At 70.2% G+C, this 16976-nt stretch carries 17 protein-coding genes and 1 pseudogene; 6 read left to right on the forward strand and 12 right to left on the reverse strand.

The genetic code is table 11. The annotated features are described in order from the left end of the window. Positions 1 to 15: 15 nt before the first annotated feature. Positions 16 to 468, forward strand: coding sequence for a type II toxin-antitoxin system PemK/MazF family toxin (locus ABT254_RS28740; protein WP_266955760.1), 453 nt, complete (start codon positions 16 to 18; stop codon positions 466 to 468). Between the two features lie 108 nt (positions 469 to 576). On the opposite strand, the gene ABT254_RS28745 is transcribed toward ABT254_RS28740, so the two are convergent. The 7 genes from ABT254_RS28745 to clpS form a co-directional block, all read right to left on the reverse strand. Further along, positions 577 to 1527, reverse strand: coding sequence for a PLP-dependent cysteine synthase family protein (locus tag ABT254_RS28745; protein ID WP_351476009.1), 951 nt, complete (start codon positions 1525 to 1527; stop codon positions 577 to 579). A gap of 5 nt (positions 1528 to 1532) precedes the next feature. Then, positions 1533 to 1811 (reverse strand): MoaD/ThiS family protein, encoded by a 279-nt coding sequence (locus ABT254_RS28750; RefSeq protein ID WP_351476012.1) that lies wholly within the window; start codon positions 1809 to 1811, stop codon positions 1533 to 1535. A 105-nt stretch (positions 1812 to 1916) separates the two neighbouring features. Further along, positions 1917 to 2018 carry a putative leader peptide gene (locus ABT254_RS28755; RefSeq protein ID WP_311736770.1) on the reverse strand — a complete coding sequence of 34 codons (102 nt, stop codon included), beginning with the start codon at positions 2016 to 2018 and terminating at the stop codon, positions 1917 to 1919. 79 nt (positions 2019 to 2097) lie between these two features. Next, positions 2098 to 2520 (reverse strand): M67 family metallopeptidase, encoded by a 423-nt coding sequence (locus ABT254_RS28760; RefSeq protein ID WP_351476016.1) that lies wholly within the window; start codon positions 2518 to 2520, stop codon positions 2098 to 2100. Positions 2521 to 2621: 101 nt separating this feature from the next. Continuing rightward, on the reverse strand, positions 2622 to 4055 hold the full coding sequence (locus ABT254_RS28765) for an amino acid permease (RefSeq protein ID WP_351476019.1): 1434 nt from the start codon (positions 4053 to 4055) through the stop codon (positions 2622 to 2624). Positions 4056 to 4398: 343 nt separating this feature from the next. Continuing rightward, positions 4399 to 5001, reverse strand: coding sequence for a DUF2017 domain-containing protein (locus tag ABT254_RS28770; protein WP_351476022.1), 603 nt, complete (start codon positions 4999 to 5001; stop codon positions 4399 to 4401). 12 nt (positions 5002 to 5013) lie between these two features. Continuing rightward, positions 5014 to 5331 (reverse strand): ATP-dependent Clp protease adapter ClpS, encoded by a 318-nt coding sequence (gene clpS, locus ABT254_RS28775; protein ID WP_030943626.1) that lies wholly within the window; start codon positions 5329 to 5331, stop codon positions 5014 to 5016. Between the two features lie 58 nt (positions 5332 to 5389). Here clpS and ABT254_RS28780 point away from each other — a divergent pair, with 58 nt between their 5' ends. Further along, entirely contained in the window at positions 5390 to 6736 is a 1347-nt protein-coding gene (locus ABT254_RS28780; RefSeq protein ID WP_351476026.1) for a nicotinate phosphoribosyltransferase, read from the forward strand. Positions 6737 to 6863: 127 nt separating this feature from the next. Then, on the forward strand, positions 6864 to 7454 hold the full coding sequence (locus ABT254_RS28785; RefSeq protein WP_351476029.1) for an isochorismatase family protein: 591 nt from the start codon (positions 6864 to 6866) through the stop codon (positions 7452 to 7454). A 138-nt stretch (positions 7455 to 7592) separates the two neighbouring features. Here the strand turns inward: ABT254_RS28785 and ABT254_RS28790 are convergent. Together ABT254_RS28790 and ABT254_RS28795 are read right to left on the reverse strand one after the other, a co-directional pair. Beyond that, a pseudogene (locus ABT254_RS28790) lies at positions 7593 to 7928 on the reverse strand (hypothetical protein); the annotation flags it as partial. Between the two features lie 133 nt (positions 7929 to 8061). Next, on the reverse strand, positions 8062 to 10413 hold the full coding sequence (locus ABT254_RS28795) for an immune inhibitor A domain-containing protein (protein ID WP_351476032.1): 2352 nt from the start codon (positions 10411 to 10413) through the stop codon (positions 8062 to 8064). A gap of 333 nt (positions 10414 to 10746) precedes the next feature. Here ABT254_RS28795 and ABT254_RS28800 point away from each other — a divergent pair, with 333 nt between their 5' ends. Beyond that, positions 10747 to 11034 (forward strand): hypothetical protein, encoded by a 288-nt coding sequence (locus ABT254_RS28800; RefSeq protein ID WP_351476035.1) that lies wholly within the window; start codon positions 10747 to 10749, stop codon positions 11032 to 11034. 9 nt (positions 11035 to 11043) lie between these two features. Here ABT254_RS28800 and ABT254_RS28805 read toward each other — a convergent pair whose 3' ends face one another. Next, positions 11044 to 11673 (reverse strand): RDD family protein, encoded by a 630-nt coding sequence (locus tag ABT254_RS28805; protein WP_351476038.1) that lies wholly within the window; start codon positions 11671 to 11673, stop codon positions 11044 to 11046. An 89-nt stretch (positions 11674 to 11762) separates the two neighbouring features. Next, positions 11763 to 13211, reverse strand: a complete 1449-nt coding sequence (locus tag ABT254_RS28810) for an RDD family protein (protein ID WP_351476041.1) — start codon at positions 13209 to 13211, stop codon at positions 11763 to 11765. 387 nt (positions 13212 to 13598) lie between these two features. Between ABT254_RS28810 and ABT254_RS28815 the strand changes: the two genes are divergently transcribed. Then, a complete protein-coding gene (locus ABT254_RS28815; RefSeq protein WP_351476044.1) occupies positions 13599 to 14012 on the forward strand; it encodes an SsgA family sporulation/cell division regulator in 414 nt (137 codons plus the stop codon). Between the two features lie 13 nt (positions 14013 to 14025). On the opposite strand, the gene ABT254_RS28820 is transcribed toward ABT254_RS28815, so the two are convergent. Beyond that, entirely contained in the window at positions 14026 to 15432 is a 1407-nt protein-coding gene (locus ABT254_RS28820; RefSeq protein ID WP_351476047.1) for an FAD-binding oxidoreductase, read from the reverse strand. Between the two features lie 92 nt (positions 15433 to 15524). Here ABT254_RS28820 and ABT254_RS28825 point away from each other — a divergent pair, with 92 nt between their 5' ends. Next, entirely contained in the window at positions 15525 to 16961 is a 1437-nt protein-coding gene (locus ABT254_RS28825) for a tetratricopeptide repeat protein (protein ID WP_351476049.1), read from the forward strand. Positions 16962 to 16976 lie beyond the last annotated feature (15 nt).

Raw genomic sequence — 16976 nt, forward strand, 5'->3', positions numbered from 1 at the left:
CGGTAACGTCTTCGTATGGACACGTCATGGTGGCTCGCGCTCGCGGCGGTGATACTGCTCGCGCTGGTCGCCACGCTCGTCGACGGCTGGGGGCGGGGGCGGCGGCCGGCGGGGCGCCGGACGCGGCCGCCGGGCCGGCCGGGCGTGCGGGGTGGCGGGCGGCCCAAGCCCGCGGAGATCTGGTGGGCGAACGTTCCGTACGAGGACCGGCCGGGCAACAAGGACCGGCCCTGTCTGGTGCTGGTGGTGCACGGGGAGCGGGCGGTGGTCGCGAAGATCACCAGCAAGTACCACGACGAGCGGGCCGGGGTGATCCCGTTGCCGCCGGGGGCCGTGGGCGATGCGCAGGGGCGCGCGAGCTTCCTGGAGACGGACGAGCTGCGCGAGGTTCCGGTGTGGGAGTTCCGGCGGAGGGTGGGTGTGGTGGACCCGGTCCTGTGGGACCAGGTCCGTCACCTGGCGACGTAGCGCTCCGCTGGTGGGGCCGGTTACTTGTCTGCGGGCCAGTGGGGGCTGGTCGCGCCCACGCGGCGGAGCCGCATGTTCAACACAGCCCCGCGCCCCTGGGGTGGCTGATCACGCCCAGAGCTGCCCCTGCAACGTTTCGATGGCTTCCTCCGTCGTGGCCGCCGTGTAGACGCCCGTCGACAGGTACTTCCAGCCGCCGTCGGCCACGACGAACACGATGTCCGCGCTCTCGCCGGCCTTGAGGGCCTTGGTGCCGACGCCGATCGCCGCGTGCAGGGCCGCTCCGGTGGAGACGCCCGCGAAGATGCCCTCCTGCTGGAGGAGTTCACGGGTGCGGGTGACGGCGTCCGCCGAGCCGACGGAGAAGCGGGTCGTCAGCACGGAGGCGTCGTACAGCTCCGGTACGAAGCCCTCGTCGAGGTTCCTGAGCCCGTACACCAGGTCGTCGTAGCGCGGTTCGGCGGCGACGATCTTCACATCGGGCTTGTTCTCGCGCAGGAAGCGGCCGACGCCCATCAGCGTCCCCGTGGTCCCGAGGCCCGCCACGAAGTGGGTGACCGAGGGGAGGTCGGCGAGGATCTCGGGGCCGGTGGTCGCGTAGTGGGCGCCCGCGTTGTCCGGGTTGCCGTACTGGTAGAGCATCACCCAGTCCGGGTGCTCGGCCGAGAGTTCCTTGGCGACCCGGACCGCGGTGTTGGAGCCGCCCGCCGCCGGGGAGGAGATGATCTCCGCGCCCCACATGCCGAGCAGGTCGCGGCGCTCCTGCGAGGTGTTCTCGGGCATCACGCACACCATGCGGTAGCCCTTGAGCTTCGCGGCCATGGCGAGGGAGATGCCGGTGTTGCCGCTCGTCGGCTCCAGGATGGTGCAGCCCGGGGTCAGACGGCCGTCCTTCTCCGCCTGTTCGATCATGTGCAGGGCCGGGCGGTCCTTGACCGAGCCGGTGGGGTTGCGGTCCTCCAGCTTGGCCCAGATGCGGACGTCCTCGGACGGCGACAACCGCGGCAGGCGCACCAGGGGGGTGTTGCCCACCGCGGCCAGCGGGGAGTCGTAGCGCATGCGGATCAGGCCATGCCGCCGGCCACGGCCGGCAGGATCGTGACGTTGTCGCCGTCGGCGACCTTGGTGTTGATGCCCTCGAGGAAGCGGACGTCCTCGTCGTTCAGATAGACGTTGACGAAGCGGCGCAGCTCGCCGTTGTCCACGATGCGGGCCTGGATGCCCGCATGCCGGGTCTCGAGGTCGGCGAAGAGCTCGGCGAGGGTGTCCCCGTTGCCCTCCACCGCCTTCTCGCCGTCGGTGTAGGTGCGAAGGATGGTGGGGATGCGGACCTCGATGGCCATGGCTCAGGGCTCCTGTCGGGAGTAGTCAGTCGGTGGGCGCGCGGCAGCGCAGTACAGCGTGTGGTGCACAAGGCGCCGCGGCTCACGGCCGTACGGCGGCAGGGGTCAGCGCGTACAGATGGCGCTCTGCAGCCTGCACAGGTCGACGTGCAGCCGCGCCACGAGCAGCATGCCCGGCGTCTTGTCGCTCACGTCGTGGAAAACCATGGGGTCATCGTATCGATTCCCGGCCCCGGTCCCGGAGTGTGATCTCGAATACTGGACGAATTCTGACCGAACCGCGAGATCAGTAGGCCTCCACGACCGTGACCTCCTCCTCCGTGACCTCGCCCTCCACGATCCGGTACGAGCGGAACTGGAAGTCGCCGAGGCCGTCGGTGTCCGCGGTGGAGACCAGCACGTAGTGGGCACCGGGCTCGTTGGCGTAGGAGATGTCGGTGCGGGACGGGTAGGCCTCGGTCGCGGTGTGGGAGTGGTAGATGACCACCGGCTCCTCGTCGCGGTCGTCCATCTCGCGGTAGAGCCCCAACAGGTCGCCGGAGTCGAACTCGTAGAACGTGGGCGACATGGCCGCGTTCAGCATCGGGATGAACCGCTCGGGGCGGTCCGAACCGGCCGGGCCCGCGACGACGCCGCACGCCTCGTCGGGGTGGTCCTTGCGCGCGTGCGCGACGATCTGGTCGACGAGGGCCTGGGTGATGGTCAGCATGCTCGTCAGGATAAGCAGGGGGACTACCAGGACGATCAGATGGGCCGTCCCGTACCGAGGGGTGGTACGGGACGGCCCGGATGCCGAACAGAGAGCTGCGGTCAGCCGACCTTCTCCAGCTCGGGCTCGCGCCGCCGGGTGACCTCCGGGTTGCTCGCCTTCAGGATCGCCCAGCCGATGCCGAGGACGACCGCCCAGCCGGCCATCACGTAGAGGCAGACGCGGGAGTCGGCGTCGTAGGCGATCAGGCCGGTGACGAAGAGCAGGAACACGATGGCGATGTACGAGCACACCGCGCCGCCCGGTGCCGGGAAGGACGAGGCGGGCAGCCGGCCCGCGACGACCGCACGGCGGTAGAGGACATGGCTGATCAGGATCATCAGCCAGGTCCAGATGCCGGCCGCGGTGGCCACCGAGGTGACGTAGCCGAACGCCTTCTCCGGGACGATGTAGTTGAGGACCACACCGATGCCCATGAAGGCGACGGAGACGGTGATGCCGAGGGCCGGGGTCTTGGAGGCCGACAGCTTGGCGAAGGCGCGCGGGGCCTCGCCGTTGTCCGCCAGCGTGCGCAGCATGCGGCCCGTGGAGTACATGCCCGAGTTGCAGGAGGACAGGGCCGCGGTCAGGACGACGAAGTTGACGATGCCCGCACCGGCCGGGATGCCGATCAGCGCGAACGCCTTCACGAAGGGGCTGACGCCGTCCGCGAACTCGGTCCACTTGACCACGCAGAGGATGACGGTGAGCGCGCCGACGTAGAACAGCGCGATGCGCCAGGGCAGGGTGTTGATCGCCTTGGGGAGGGTCTTCTCCGGGTTCTCGGACTCGCCGGCCGTGACACCGACCAGCTCGACGGCGAGGTAGGCGAACATGACGCCCTGCAGGGTCATCAGGGACGAGCCGACGCCCTTGGGGAAGAAGCCGTCGAACTGCCAGAGGTTGGCGACGGAGGCGGTGTCACCGGCGGCGCTGAAGCCGAAGGTGAGGACGCCGAGGCCGATCACGATCATGCCGATCAGCGCGGTGACCTTGACCATCGAGAACCAGAACTCCAGCTCGCCGAAGAGCTTCACGGAGATCAGGTTGACCCCGAAGAGGATCACCAGGAAGACCAGGGCGGTGGTCCATTGCGGGACGTGCGGGAACCAGTAGTGGACGTAGATCGCGGCGGCCGTCAGCTCGGCCATGCCCGTGACGACCCACATCAGCCAGTAGGTCCAGGCGGTGAAGTAGCCGAAGAACGGGCCGAGGAACTCGCGGGAGTACTCCGCGAAGGAGCCCGAGACCGGGCGGTAGAGGAGCAGCTCGCCGAGTGCCCGCATGATGAAGAAGATGATCACGCCCGCGAGGGCGTACATGAAGATGAGGCTGGGGCCGGCCTTGGCGATGTTCGCCCCGGCACCCAGGAAGAGGCCGACGCCGATGGCGCCGCCGATCGCGATCATCTGGACCTGACGGCTGCCGAGCCCGCGCTCGTACCCCTCTTCGGCCCCCTCGGGGGCGTTGTCCGTACCGACCTGAGCGGAGGTCATGTGGTGGTGCGCCTTTCTCCATTCCGACCCCGGGCCTCTCGTCGGCCCCGGATCGGGTCTCGATCCCCCCGGATTGATGGAGCTGGGCGGGTTTTGCGGACCCGTCCGTGCCTGGCCGGCGATCCGCCGGCTCGGTGGCGCACCCGGCTGAACATGGGTGGTGTTCGCCGGGCGGTCGTGAAGATTTATCACGGCCGCAATCTTGATCGCCCGAGGGAAATGTGGCGCACGCCACAGGGAGAACCGGACAAAGGCCACCCCACGGGCGCATAGAAGGCGACCCTGGTGACCTCATCGTTATCCGGATTTGAGCGTCCTCTGAGCGAACGCCGAACGCCTCGGATCAGGGCATAAGGGTCGAGACGAGCGTCTCCTGGAGGCCGCCGAGCCACAGGTACGCCATCACCATCGGCTTGCGCGGGTCCTCGTCCGGGAGGCGGTAGAGGAGGTCGGTGTCGTCCTCGTCGGTGATCTCCAGCCGGGAGCCGATCGCCAGGCGCAGGTCGTTGAGGGTGCCGAGCCACTGCCGGGACTCCTCGACGGACAGCTTGAGGATCGCCCCGCCGTCGCCCGCCGGTGTGAGCGCGTCCAGGGAACGGATCACGGCGAGGGCGCTCTCACGCTTGGCGGCGCGCAGGTCGTTCTCCGTGAAACGGCGGAACTCGGCGGAGTACGCCTGCTGTTCCTCGGCCTCCTCGGTGCCGGGGGTGCCCTCCGGGTCGCTGTAGGCGTCCGGGAAGAGCCGCTTGAGCACGGGATCCTTAGGGGGCTCACTGGGGCCCTCGGCGAACAGCTCGGCCAGCGGGTCGTCGGGGGCGTCCTCGCCGGGGCCGGGTCCGACGAGCTCCAGGAGCTGGACGGCCAGCGACCGGATGATGGAGATCTCGACGTCGTCGAGCGCGACGGCCGCGCCGCCGCCGGGGAGCGGTTCGAAGGTTCCTGGCATCAGGTTGAGTCGCTACTTCCGGTCCTGCTGGAGGGTGGCCCACAGTCCGTAGCCGTGCATGGCCTGCACGTCGCGTTCCATCTCCTCGCGAGTGCCGCTGGAGACGACCGCCCGGCCCTTGTGGTGGACATCGAGCATGAGCTTGGTGGCCTTGTCCTTGGTGTAGCCGAAGTACGTCTGGAAGACGTACGTCACATAGCTCATGAGGTTGACCGGGTCGTTGTGGACGATCGTGACCCAGGGGACGTCCGGCTCGGGTACGGCGAAGACCTCTTCCGCAGATTCGGTCCGTTCGATCTCAAGGGGAGCGGGTGACGTCACACAGCCCATGCTGCCACGGGCCCCACAAATCGTCACACTGACGCGAAGGGGTGTAGCATTCCTTGCCATGAACACAGCGGACCTTGGGCTGCCGGTGGACGTTCCCTCGACGGCGCTCTTCACGGACCAGTACGAGCTCACGATGCTGCAGGCCGCCCTCAAGGCCGGTACGGCCGAACGGCGAAGCGTCTTCGAGGTCTTCACCCGGCGGCTGCCGGAGGGGCGGCGCTACGGCGTGGTGGCCGGCACCGGGCGGGTCCTGGACGCCGTGGAGAACTTCCGCTTCGACGCAGACGTCCTCGGCTTCCTGCGCGAGCGGAACATCGTCGACGAGGCGACCCTCGAGTGGCTCGACTCCTACCGCTTCTCCGGTGACGTGTGGGGCTACCCGGAGGGCGAGGTGTACTTCCCGGGCTCGCCGATCATGCGGGTCGAGGGCTCGTTCGCCGAGTGCGTGCTGCTGGAGACGGTGATCCTCTCCATCCTCAACCACGACTCCGCGATCGCCGCGGCCGCCTCCCGGATGTCCTCGGCCGCCGGACAGCGCCCGCTGATCGAGATGGGCGCCCGGCGCACCCACGAGCTCGCGGCCGTCGCCGCCTCACGTGCCGCGTACGTCGGCGGTTTCGCCTCCACCTCGGACCTCGCGGCCGGGTTCCGCTACAACATCCCGACCGTCGGGACCTCCGCCCACGCCTTCACCCTCCTGCACGACCGCGAGCGGGACGCCTTCCGGGCCCAGGTGGACTCGCTCGGCCGGAACACCACCCTGCTCGTGGACACCTACGACGTCGCCGAGGCCGTCCGGGCGGCCGTCGAGATCGCCGGGCCCGAGCTGGGCGCCGTGCGCATCGACTCCGGCGACCTGCTGCTGGTCGCGCACCGGGTGCGGCAGCAGCTGGACGAGCTGGGCGCGACGGCCACGAAGATCATCGTGACCTCGGACCTCGACGAGTACGCCATCGCCTCGCTGGCGGCTGCGCCCGTGGACGCGTACGGCGTCGGTACCCAGCTGGTGACCGGGTCGGGGCACCCGACCTGTTCGATGGTGTACAAGCTGGTCGCCCGCGCCGAATCCGCGGACCCGAGGGCGCCGCTGGTGCCGGTGGCGAAGAAGTCCAGCGGCGGCAAGACGTCCATCGGCGGCCGCAAGTGGGCCGCGCGGCGCCTCGACGCGGACGGCGTCGCGGAGGCCGAGGTCGTCGGCACCGGCACCGTCCCGGCCGAGCTGGCGGACCGGCAGCTGCTGGTCGAGCTGGTCAAGGGCGGCGACGTGGTGGCGCGCGAGCCGCTGGACGTCGTACGCGACCGGCACACGGCCGCGCGCGCCAATCTGCCGCTGTCCGCGACCCAGCTCTCGCGCGGGGAACCGGTCATTCCGACGGAGTACGTACACGGGCGCTCGGGTAGCTAAAGCAGGTGCCGCCGGATACGCCCCGTGACGCCCCCTCCCCTACCGGACGGGAACTCAATACGCTCGGAAGTTCCATGGCCGGGCCCGCACCCCTCCCCCGACCCCATCGTCGAGAAGGACACCCACCATGCGCCGCGCCTTGATCGTCGTTGACGTGCAGAACGACTTCTGCGAGGGGGGCAGCCTCGCCGTGGCCGGGGGTGCCGATGTGGCCGCCGCCATCACCGAGCTGATCGGGCAGGCGGGCGGCTCCGGCTACCGGCATGTGGTGGCCACCCGCGACCACCACATCGCACCCGGCGGCCACTTCGCCGACAACCCCGATTTCCAGCACTCCTGGCCCGCGCACTGCGTAGCGGGCACCGAGGGCGTCGGCTTCCACCCGAACTTCGCGCCCGCCGTCGCCTCCGGGGCGGTCGACGCCGTCTTCGACAAGGGCGCGTACGCGGCGGCGTACAGCGGGTTCGAGGGGGCCGACGAGAACGGCGTCAAGCTGGCCGACTGGCTGCGCGCCCGGGAGGTCGGCGAGGTCGACGTCGTCGGGATCGCCACCGACCACTGCGTGCGCGCCACCGCGCTGGACGCCGCCCGGGAGGGGTTCCGCACCCAGGTGCTGCTCGACCTGACCGCCGGGGTGGCCGAGGAAACCACCGAGCGTGCTCTGGAGGAGCTGCGCTCGGCGGGTGTGGAGTTGTCCGGGAAGCCTGTGGTTGCCTGACGCCTCGCTGTGCCGCGATGGGTTGTCGAGCGACTACAGGTTCGTCGTGGCTGGTCGCGCCCGCGCGGCGGTAGCCGCAGATTCAATGCCGCCCCGCGCCCCTGAAGGGGCGCTGCCGTGCACGTCCGGTTGCGCCGGAGCCGTGGGACGCCTCAGCAAGGCCCTGACCGGGTGCCACAGCTCCTGGGGCAGCTCCGGGCCGGTTACGACACCGATGTCAGGTGCCGTGCGCCATATGAGGCCGTCGGGGTGGTGCAGGACCGCGGTGATCTCGTCCGGGGTGGGCGGGGCGGCGTTGCCGCGCAGGTACACCGCCCGCATGCCCAGGTTGCGCAGCCTGGTCAGGGCCCGCGCCCGGTTCTGGGCGTGCACGAGGAAGCGTATGCAGCCCGTGCCGTCGGCGGTGGGGCTGGGCAGGTTCAGCGCCACCACCACGCTGCCTGTCGGCAGCTTGCAGAAACCTCCTGCGGCCATGCAGTCACACCCCCGTGCGAGTCGTTGTCGTTACCGGTGTCAATAAGGGAAGCACAGGACGCACCTAAACACGATCGGCGGCAACCCGCCAGGGGGTCGCCGCCGATACGCTTCTGACCTGCGGAAATGTCGACTACTTCACCGCGGGACCGACCTCGACCTTGATCGTCGAGCCATCCTTGGCCTCCCTGACGATCTTGATCTTGGTATTGGTGTCAGTGATCTTGACACCGGCGAACGGGGTCGAGTCGTCGTAGTACGTGCTCGCATGGTCGTCGAAGACCGGCACGCCCTTCGAGGACGGGATCCTCGTCTCGACGTCCGCGTTGTGCAGCGTGATGCCGTCCGTGCGGTACAGGCTGAACGGCGAGTCGTAGGACTGGATACGGCTGCGCATCGGCTTGCCGTCGGACCACTTCAGCGCCGTCGGGTGCGAGTCGACGGGCAGGACCAGGCCCACACCGGGGTGCTGGCTGGTGTTGTTGTCCTGCTGCGAGGTGTCCCACTTCCAGATCAACAGACCGTTCTGGTACGGGTAGTGCTCCACCCAGTCCGGACGGGTCGTCGAGAAGCCGAAGTTGTACGGGCCGACCTTGAGCGTCCTGTCGTACGACACGTACTGGCGGTTCTCCGCGATGTAGTACTGCTTGTAGTCCTTGGTGAAGGACGCGCCGATGCGGGAGAAGCCGGTGGCGGTCCAATCCGGGTCCGCGCTCTCGGCGTTGTCGCTGAACAGCGCCGTGCCGTCCGCGGTCACCGTGATCTCGTCGGCAGTGAAGCCCTTCTGCGCCACACCGCCGTCGGTCTGGTAGCGGAAGCGCAGGCCGATCTTCTGGCCCGCGTAGGCGTCCAGCGAGTACGACAGCTTCTTGTAGCCGTCGACCGTGCCCGTCAGCGCCGGCTTGTCGCTGCCGTCGCGCGGGATGGCCTGGCCGTCCACCGTGCCGTCGAGCGGGGTCCAGTTGGCGCCGCCGTCGGTCGACACCTCGGCGTAGAGGTAGTCGAAGCCCGCCTCGATGTCGTAGTAGCCGTCCAGGGTGAGGGTGGCCTTGGACTTGCCGGTGAGGTCGACCGACCGCGTCAGCGTGTTCTTGAGGTCGTTGCCGCTGCCGCTCCACCACTGGGACGAGCCCTGGGCGGGGGGCACGACCTCGGTGGTGACCGCCTTGTCGGGCAGCGAGACCACCAGCGCCTGCTTGTTCTTGGTGTTGTACTCCGCGACACCCAGCTTGTGCTTCGACTTCGTCGCGGCCTTCGCCGTGTCGTAGTTCAGCCAGCCCAGCTGCAGCTTGTCCCAGGCGTTGAAGTTGCCGGGCAGGTCACCGATGGTGTCCTCGCCGCGGCCGAGCCAGGAACCGTTGGACATCAGCGTCCAGAAACCGGTCGAGTTCTCACCGGCGTTGGTGGTGTCGTAGTGGTCCGGCAGACCCAGGTCGTGGCCGTACTCGTGGGCGAAGACGCCGAGTCCGCCGTTCTCCGGCTGGATGGTGTAGTCGCCGACCCAGATGCCGGTGTCGCCTATCTGCGCGCCACCCAGTTTGTTGCCCGTGGGGCCGGTGCTGCCCGTGTCGCTGCCGAACGCGTACCAGCGGTGCGCCCAGATGGCGTCCGTGCCCTGGGCGCCGCCGCCCGCGGACTCGTCCTCGCCGGCGTGCACGATCTGGAAGTGGTCTATGTAGCCGTCGGGCTCGTTGAAGTTGCCGTCGCCGTCGTAGTCGTAGCGGTCCCACTGGTCGAACTTCGCCAGGTCCGCCTTGATGTCGGCGTCGGACTTGCCGGCTGCCTTCTGCTGGGCGACCCACGCGGTGACGCCGTCCCTGACGACGTTCCACACGCTGGTGCAGTTGGTGGAGCCGCAGGCGTTGTTGCCGTAGCGGGCCTCGTTGTAGGGGACCTTGACCCAGTCGGCGACCTCGCCGTCCACCGAGTAGCGGCCCGAGGACTGCTTCTCGTAGAAGGACTTCATGGAGTCCGTGCCGGTGCCGAAGTAGAGGTCCTGGAAGTGCTGGCGGTTGTAGTCCGCCTGCCAGGCGGTCGAGTTGTCCTTCGCCCGGTCGGGCTGGGCTATCTGGTTGTGCGCGGGGCCCGCCGTGCCGCCGTACGTGCTGTCTATCTTGTCGCCGAACTCGACCAGGATCGTGAAGATCTTGTCGGTCTTCTCCCGGCCCAGCTCCACGTACTTGGGGTCGCCCTTCTTGCCCTTCAGCTGGACGACCTGCGAACCGCCCCGGTCCTTGACCTGGGCCTGGCCGGATATGACCTGGTTCAGGGCCTCCTGGCGCTGGGCATCCTGGGTCTTGGAGAGCGGACCGTCGAGGTCGTCCTGCTCCACGCTCTTGACCGCCGCCGGGTCATGGCGGTCACGAGTGGCCGTCGCGGCCGGGTCGGCGGCCTGGGCCACGGCGAACGTCGAGAACGTGGCAGTGGCCGCCGCGAGCGCGACGCCGACCGCGGTTGCTCTGAACGTCCAGGGTTTTGGGGTCACTTGAGTTCCTCTTGGTCAAGGTGGCAAGTCAAGTGACGCAATTTGACTAGAGGTCGGTAAGAAAAGACAGACCTTGACTTGGACACAACAATGGCACTATGCGGAGCTGAGGTTCGCTTTGCGGACACTCCGACCGGCGCGTTCGAACGTCCACTTGATGGACGCCATGACTCCGTGCGCCCCCTGTGCACCGGCACTGTTGGTTAGGTCACGCTTACCGTTCGTTCCACTCGGGCATGCACGCGATTAGAGTCGGTTGGCGGACTGCCCGGAAATCGGCAGAAACCCAGGCCGACTCGCCCGTGGACCCCCACTTCCGAGGACACGATTGCCATGCCTCGTCCGACGCCCGCCCAGCTCGTCTACGGTTCCTGCACCGTGATCTTCTCGACACTCGCCATGCTGCTGCTGTCGCAGACGAGTTCGGGCGTGGGGATCGCGGTCATCGCCTTCGCCGCACTCGCCCTCGGGCTTCTGGTCGCCATGACGGTCCCACTGCCCAGGCCGAAGGTGGTCCTGGTCCGGCAGCCCGCGACCGTGGAGACGGAGCAGGAGGTCCCCGTACCGGCCACGGTCGCCGCAGCGGCCTCCGAGCCCGTGCACGAGCGCGCCGCGTCCTGACCTGCCGCCTCAATGGGTGCTGACCACCACGGTCTTGGCCGCCTTGTCGTGCAGGCCCTGCTTGTACGGGCGGTCGAAGTAGCTCCAGCCGCCCGCGATCGCGGTCCAGATGCACGCGCAGCAGAACGCGAACGGGATCCACAGCACCGCCGCGCGGGTCAGTGAGGTCTGCACGGAGGGCGTGGAGCCGTTGTCGAGGTTGGCGACGCGCATGCTCAGCCACTTCTTGCCGAGCGTCTGTCCCGTCCTGCTGATCAGATACGTGTCGTAGCCGATGTAGAGCACGGCGGCGATCAGCGACTGCGCGAAGGACTTGGTGTAGGAGAGGTTGTTGCCGTTCACGTCGTACTCGTGGACGTTGAACGCCCAGGTGAGCAGCCAGACGACGATGCCCACGAGGATCAGGTCGATGATCCGGGCGAGCGTGCGCCTGCCGCTCTCGGCGAGCGGGGGCATACCGGCGAGGGGGTCGGTGGGGTACTGGCCGCCGCCGTAGGGGTCACCGCCGTACGGCGGTGGCTGCCCGCCACCGCCGGGGGCGTCGTACGGTGAGCCCGATCCCTGGCCAGGAGGGGGCTGCTTCCTGAACGGGTCGTCCTCCGGCGGTCCGCCGGATCCGGGGGGCGGTTCGCTGCTCATGGCCCGAGTGGACCGCGAACCTCCCGGCTCCGCATCCGGCGAACGGCCGTCCGGAGTACCGAATCGGCTGGTGCATACGTCGGACGCGGTCAGCCCGCGACGAACGTACCCGCTGCCTTGTCGTGCCAGCACTGGTGCCACGGGCGGTCGAACACGCACCACACGACACCCACGATGCCGACGCCGAGCAGGCCCGGCACGCTGTACACGAGCCAGCGGCGCAGCGCCCCGCCGAACGACGGCGGCTCGTGCGCCTCGATGTCCCGCACCTCGAGACCCAGCAGCTTCTTGCCGAGCGTGCGGCCCCACTTGGCTGTGGGCAGCACCTCGTAGAGGACGCCGAAGCCGAGCAGTACGGCCAGGATGATGCCCAGGTACACCGACGTCGTGCCGTCCAGCAGCCAGACGGTCACGGTCTGGCCGGAGAGCCTGGCCTCGTCGATCTTCTCGTTGACGTGGTCGACGGCCTTGCTGCCGAGCGGTACGGCGGCCACGGCCGTGACGGCCGCGAGGACGACGGTGTCCAGCAGCCGGGCGGCCAGCCGCTTGCCGAGGCCTGCGGGGCGGGCCGCCGCCTGGCGCATGGCGGCCGCCTGGAAGATGTCCTCGACCGGCGGCTTCCAGGGGGCCACGGGCTGGTCCTCGTCGGCGCCCGCGAGCCGGTGGACCTGCTGCGCCCAGGAGTGCTGGCCGCCGCCGGGGCCGCTGGTCATGGGGGTGGCGACGGGTGCGGGGGCCTGCGCGGCGGGCTGCTGCACGGCCGCTGCGGGCCGGGCGCCGCCGCCCTGCGGCGGGATCACCGGGGTGGCCTGCTGGGGGCCCGAGGGGGCGGGCTGCGCCTGCGCCGCCGCGGCACGGTCGGCGGCCGCCTTGCCCGCGCCGAAGCCGGGCGCCCCCGTGCTGCCGTTCTGCGCCCCGCCCTGCCTGCCCGTGCGCTGGGACAGCGCACGGAACGTCATGGTGCCCTCGTCGGCCGCGGGGCCACCGGGGCCGGGGATGCCGCGGCCGGCCGCTGCCGGGGGCTCCGTCTCCCCGGTCCGCGCCGTCGGCCTGCGGAACACGAACGTGCCGCCGGAGGCCGGGGCGTCCGCTTCCGGGTTCGCCGGCGGGATCGTCGCCGTGCCGTCGGTGCGGGACGCCTGGCCGTCCGGCTGGGGCGGGGCACCGTCGGCGAGGCGAGGGTCCGCGGAGGGCGGGTTGCCCCACGAGACCCGGCGGTCCTGGTCGCCGCCGAAGCCGGACTGCCGGGAGCTGTCGGCGCCCCAGGCGCTCGAGGGTTCGGGTCGGTTGCCGTGCTGGGCCGGGGCCGACTGCGGCGCCGGGTCCTCGTCGAAGAAGTGCGGTCCCGTCTCCTCGACCGGAGCCGGGTCGCTGCCGGGCGGCGGGGCGAGCGACTCGCCGTCCGTCGGGGCCGGACGGCTGGTGCCCGGCACCCAGGACGCGCCGTTCCAGTACCGGACGTATCCGGGAATGGACGGGTCCGGGTAATACCCTTCGCGGGGCCTGTTGTCACCGGGTGCCGGGGTTGGGGCGCTCATGTCCGTCGTCCCGTATCTGCTCGGGGGTGAATATAGAGGCCTCCACATCTACCAGACGGGCGCAACCCCCACCGACAGTCCCGCCAGTCCCACCCCTTTCCGGGCAACCTCGTACATGTACTTCACACGAATAAAACCCGGGGAGCCACGAATCGTTCGGCCGGGGGTCCGGGGGTTGGCCCCCGGGAAAGCACAGTCAGACGGGCGCAACCCCCACCGACAGTCCCGCCAGTCCCACCCCTTTCGGGCAACGCCGTGCACCGTCCTCACACGTCCGGAAAAAAAATTCTCCGAACCCGCGTAATGCTCGCGCCCCTCTCCCCTCTCCACGTGTACGGGCCCACCCGCAGGGCCCCGTACACCTGCCCGAGAGAGGAACCGCACGACATGCACTACACCGTGGTGGAGCGCGAGCTCGAGCTCAGACTGATCCTGTCCCCGGAGCGCAGCATTCCGGTCCCGGCCCGGCTGGGCTACCGCACCGACGACCCGTACGCCGTCCACGTCACCTTCCACATCAACTCCGAGAACCCCGTGTACTGGACGTTCTCCCGCGACCTCCTGGTGGAGGGCGTGTTCCGGGCCTGCGGGCACGGGGACGTGCGGGTGTGGCCGACCAAGTCGGAGGGCCGCAGCGTCGTTCTGATGGCGCTCAGTTCACCCGACGGTGACGCCCTGCTGGAGGCACCTGCCGCTCAGGTGTCGGCCTGGCTGGAGCGGACGCTGCGGGTGGTGCCCCCGGGGACTGAGGGCGAGCAGCTGGGGATCGACGCCGCGCTCGACCAGCTGCTCGCCCAGTGACGCGGTCCGGCTGTCAGAAGAGTTTGCCCGGGTTCAGGATGCCCAGCGGGTCGAAGACCTGCTTGACCGCACGCTGCATCTCCACCCCCACCGGGCCGATCTCGCGCGCCAGCCACTCCTTCTTCAGGACGCCCACGCCGTGCTCGCCGGTGATCGTGCCGCCGAGTTCGAGCCCGAGGGCCATGATCTCGTCGAAGGACTCGCGGGCGCGCCGGGACTCGTCGGGGTCGGCGGCGTCGAAGCAGACCGTCGGATGGGTGTTGCCGTCGCCGGCGTGCGCGACGACCCCGATGGTGAGCTGGTACTTCTCGGCGATCCGCTCGGTGCCTTCGAGCATCTCGCCGAGCCTGGACCGGGGCACGCACACGTCGTCGATCATCGTCGTACCGCTGACGGCCTCGAGCGCGGTGAGTGACAACCGCCGCGCCTGGAGGAGGAGTTCGGACTCGGCGAAGTCGTCGGCGGGGACGACCTGGGTGGCGCCCGCCGCCTCGCACAGCGCGCCGACGGCGGCGAGGTCGGCGGCGGGGTCCGGGGTGTCGAAGGCCGCCAGGAGCAGGGCCTCCGTGGTCTCCGGAAGGCCCATGTGCGCGAGGTCGTTGACCGCCTTGACCGTCGTACGGTCCATCAGTTCGAGCAGGGACGGAACGTGGCCGCCCTCCATGATCCTGCACACGGCGTCGCAGGCGGCCGCGCCGGACGCGAACTCGGCGGCCAGCACCAGCTGCTGCGGTGGCTGCGGCCTGAGCGCCAGGATCGCCTTGACGACGATGCCGAGCGAGCCCTCGGAGCCGACGAAGAGCCGGGTGAGGTCGTAACCGGCCACGCCCTTGGCCGTACGGCGGCCGGTGGACATGAGCCGCCCGTCGGCCAGCACGACCTCCAGGCCGAGCACGTACTCGGCCGTGACCCCGTACTTCACACAGCACAGTCCGCCCGAGGCCGTGCCGATGTTGCCGCCGATCGTGCACATCTCCCAGCTGGACGGGTCCGGCGGGTAGTACAGGCCGTGTTCGCCGACCGCGCGGGAGAGGGTCGCGTTGATGACGCCCGGTTCGACCACGGCGATGCGGTCGACGGGACTGATCTCCAGGATGCGGTCCATCTTGGTGAGGGACAGCACGATGCAGCCGTCGGAGGCGTTGGCGCCGCCCGACAGGCCCGTGCGGGCGCCCTGCGGGACGACCGGGACGCGCAGTTCGGTGGCGATGCGCATGACGTGCTGGACCTCTTCGACCGTGCGGGGCAGCACGACCACGGCGGGGGTGCCGGCCGGGCAGAAGCTGGCCATGTCGTTGGCGTAGGAGGCCGTGACGTCCGGGTCGGTCAGGACGGCCTCGGCGGGCAGACCGCCCAGCAGACGGTCGACGAGGTTGCCTGTCACTTCGTCGCGAGGCGCTTCGATACGGCTCATGATCACAGCGTCGCACCCGGGGCCATCGGTGTGAACCCCGTCTACGGCACCGGACGTATGCCGGGATGTGCTCGTCGTATTGACGCACAGTGATCGCCATGGAGAAGCAAGCGGAGGGCCGCCGCCCGCGTCCGGTCCGGCGGGTGCTGATCGCCGCCGTCGCGGGGTGTGCCGTGCTCGGCGGGGCGCTGGCGCTGTGGCCCTGGGAGCGGGCGGCCGCACCCCGGCCGGTGGCGCCGGCGCCCGCACCGGGCGCCCAGGCGCTGACGGCGGTGACCTCCGGCGTGCCGGCCGCGCTGCCGGACCTGGCGATGCTGATCGCGGGGCGCGAGGCCCGGGTGCGGGCGCACCCCGAGGACGCGCAGTCGTGGGCGGTGCTCGGGTCGGCCTATGTGGAGCAGGGTCGGCGCACGGCGGACGCGTCGAACTATCCACGGGCCGAGAGGGCGCTGCGGACCTCGCTGAAGGTCCGGGAGAAGGGGAACGCGGCGGCACTGGACGGCATGGCGGCGCTGGCGAACGCCCGCCGGGACTTCCGGTCGGCGCGGGCCTGGGGCGAGGCGGCGCTGAAGCTCGCGCCGAAGCGGTGGACGACGTATCCGCTGCTGATCGACGCCTACACCGGGCTCGGCGACTACAAGGCGGCCAAGAAGACGCTCGACCGGCTGCTGGAGTTGCGCCCGGGGGCGGCCGCCGTGCGGGCGCGGGCCGCGGCCCTCTACCGCGACCGGGGCTGGCGGGAGGACGCCGCGGCCGCCCTGTCCGACGCGGCGGCGGCCGCGGGCACACCGGCCGAGCAGGCGGCATGGCTGGAGCGGTCCGGGCAGCTGGCCTTCGAGCGCGGGGACCTGGAGGAGGCGCTCCGGCACTTCCAGGCGGCGGTGCGGCTCGACCCCGACCAGCGGGCCGCGCAGGCCGGGCAGGGCAGGACGCTGGCGGCACTGGGCCGCACGACGGAGGCGCTGAACGCGTACCGGGTGGCGCTCGACAAGCAGCCGTGTCCTCGGTATGCCCTGGAACTGGGCGAGTTGTACGAGTCGCTGGGGATGGCGGACGCCGCCCGCGCGGAGTACGACGTGCTGGGCACCCGGGTGCGGGACGAGGTGGCGGGCGGTGTGGACGACGACCTGGTGCTCGGTGTGTTCGAGGCGGACCACGGGGACGCGCGGGCGGCCGTGCGGCTGCTGCGCGCCGAGTGGCGGCGACAGCCCGGGACCGAGGTGGCGGATGCCCTGGGGTGGGCGCTGCACATGGCGGGGGACGACAAGGGGGCGCTGAAGTTCGCCATGGCGGCGACGGACAGGGCGCACGGGGGCGCCGTACGCAGTGCGCTGTACGCGTACCACCGGGGCATGATCGAGCAGGAGCTGGAGCTGGTCTGGCCCGCGCGGCGGCATCTGCAGGAGGCGTTGCGGATCAATCCGTACTTCTCGCCGCTCAGGGTGCCCCTGGCGAAGCAGGCGCTGGCGACGCTGGGCGACCCACCGGACGAGCCGCTGCCGTCGGGCAGCCCGAGCGCCGAGGACGACGACTAGGAGACATCCGGAACC

The organism is Streptomyces sp. NPDC001137 (assembly GCF_040298885.1).
GTDB lineage: Bacteria > Actinomycetota > Actinomycetes > Streptomycetales > Streptomycetaceae > Streptomyces.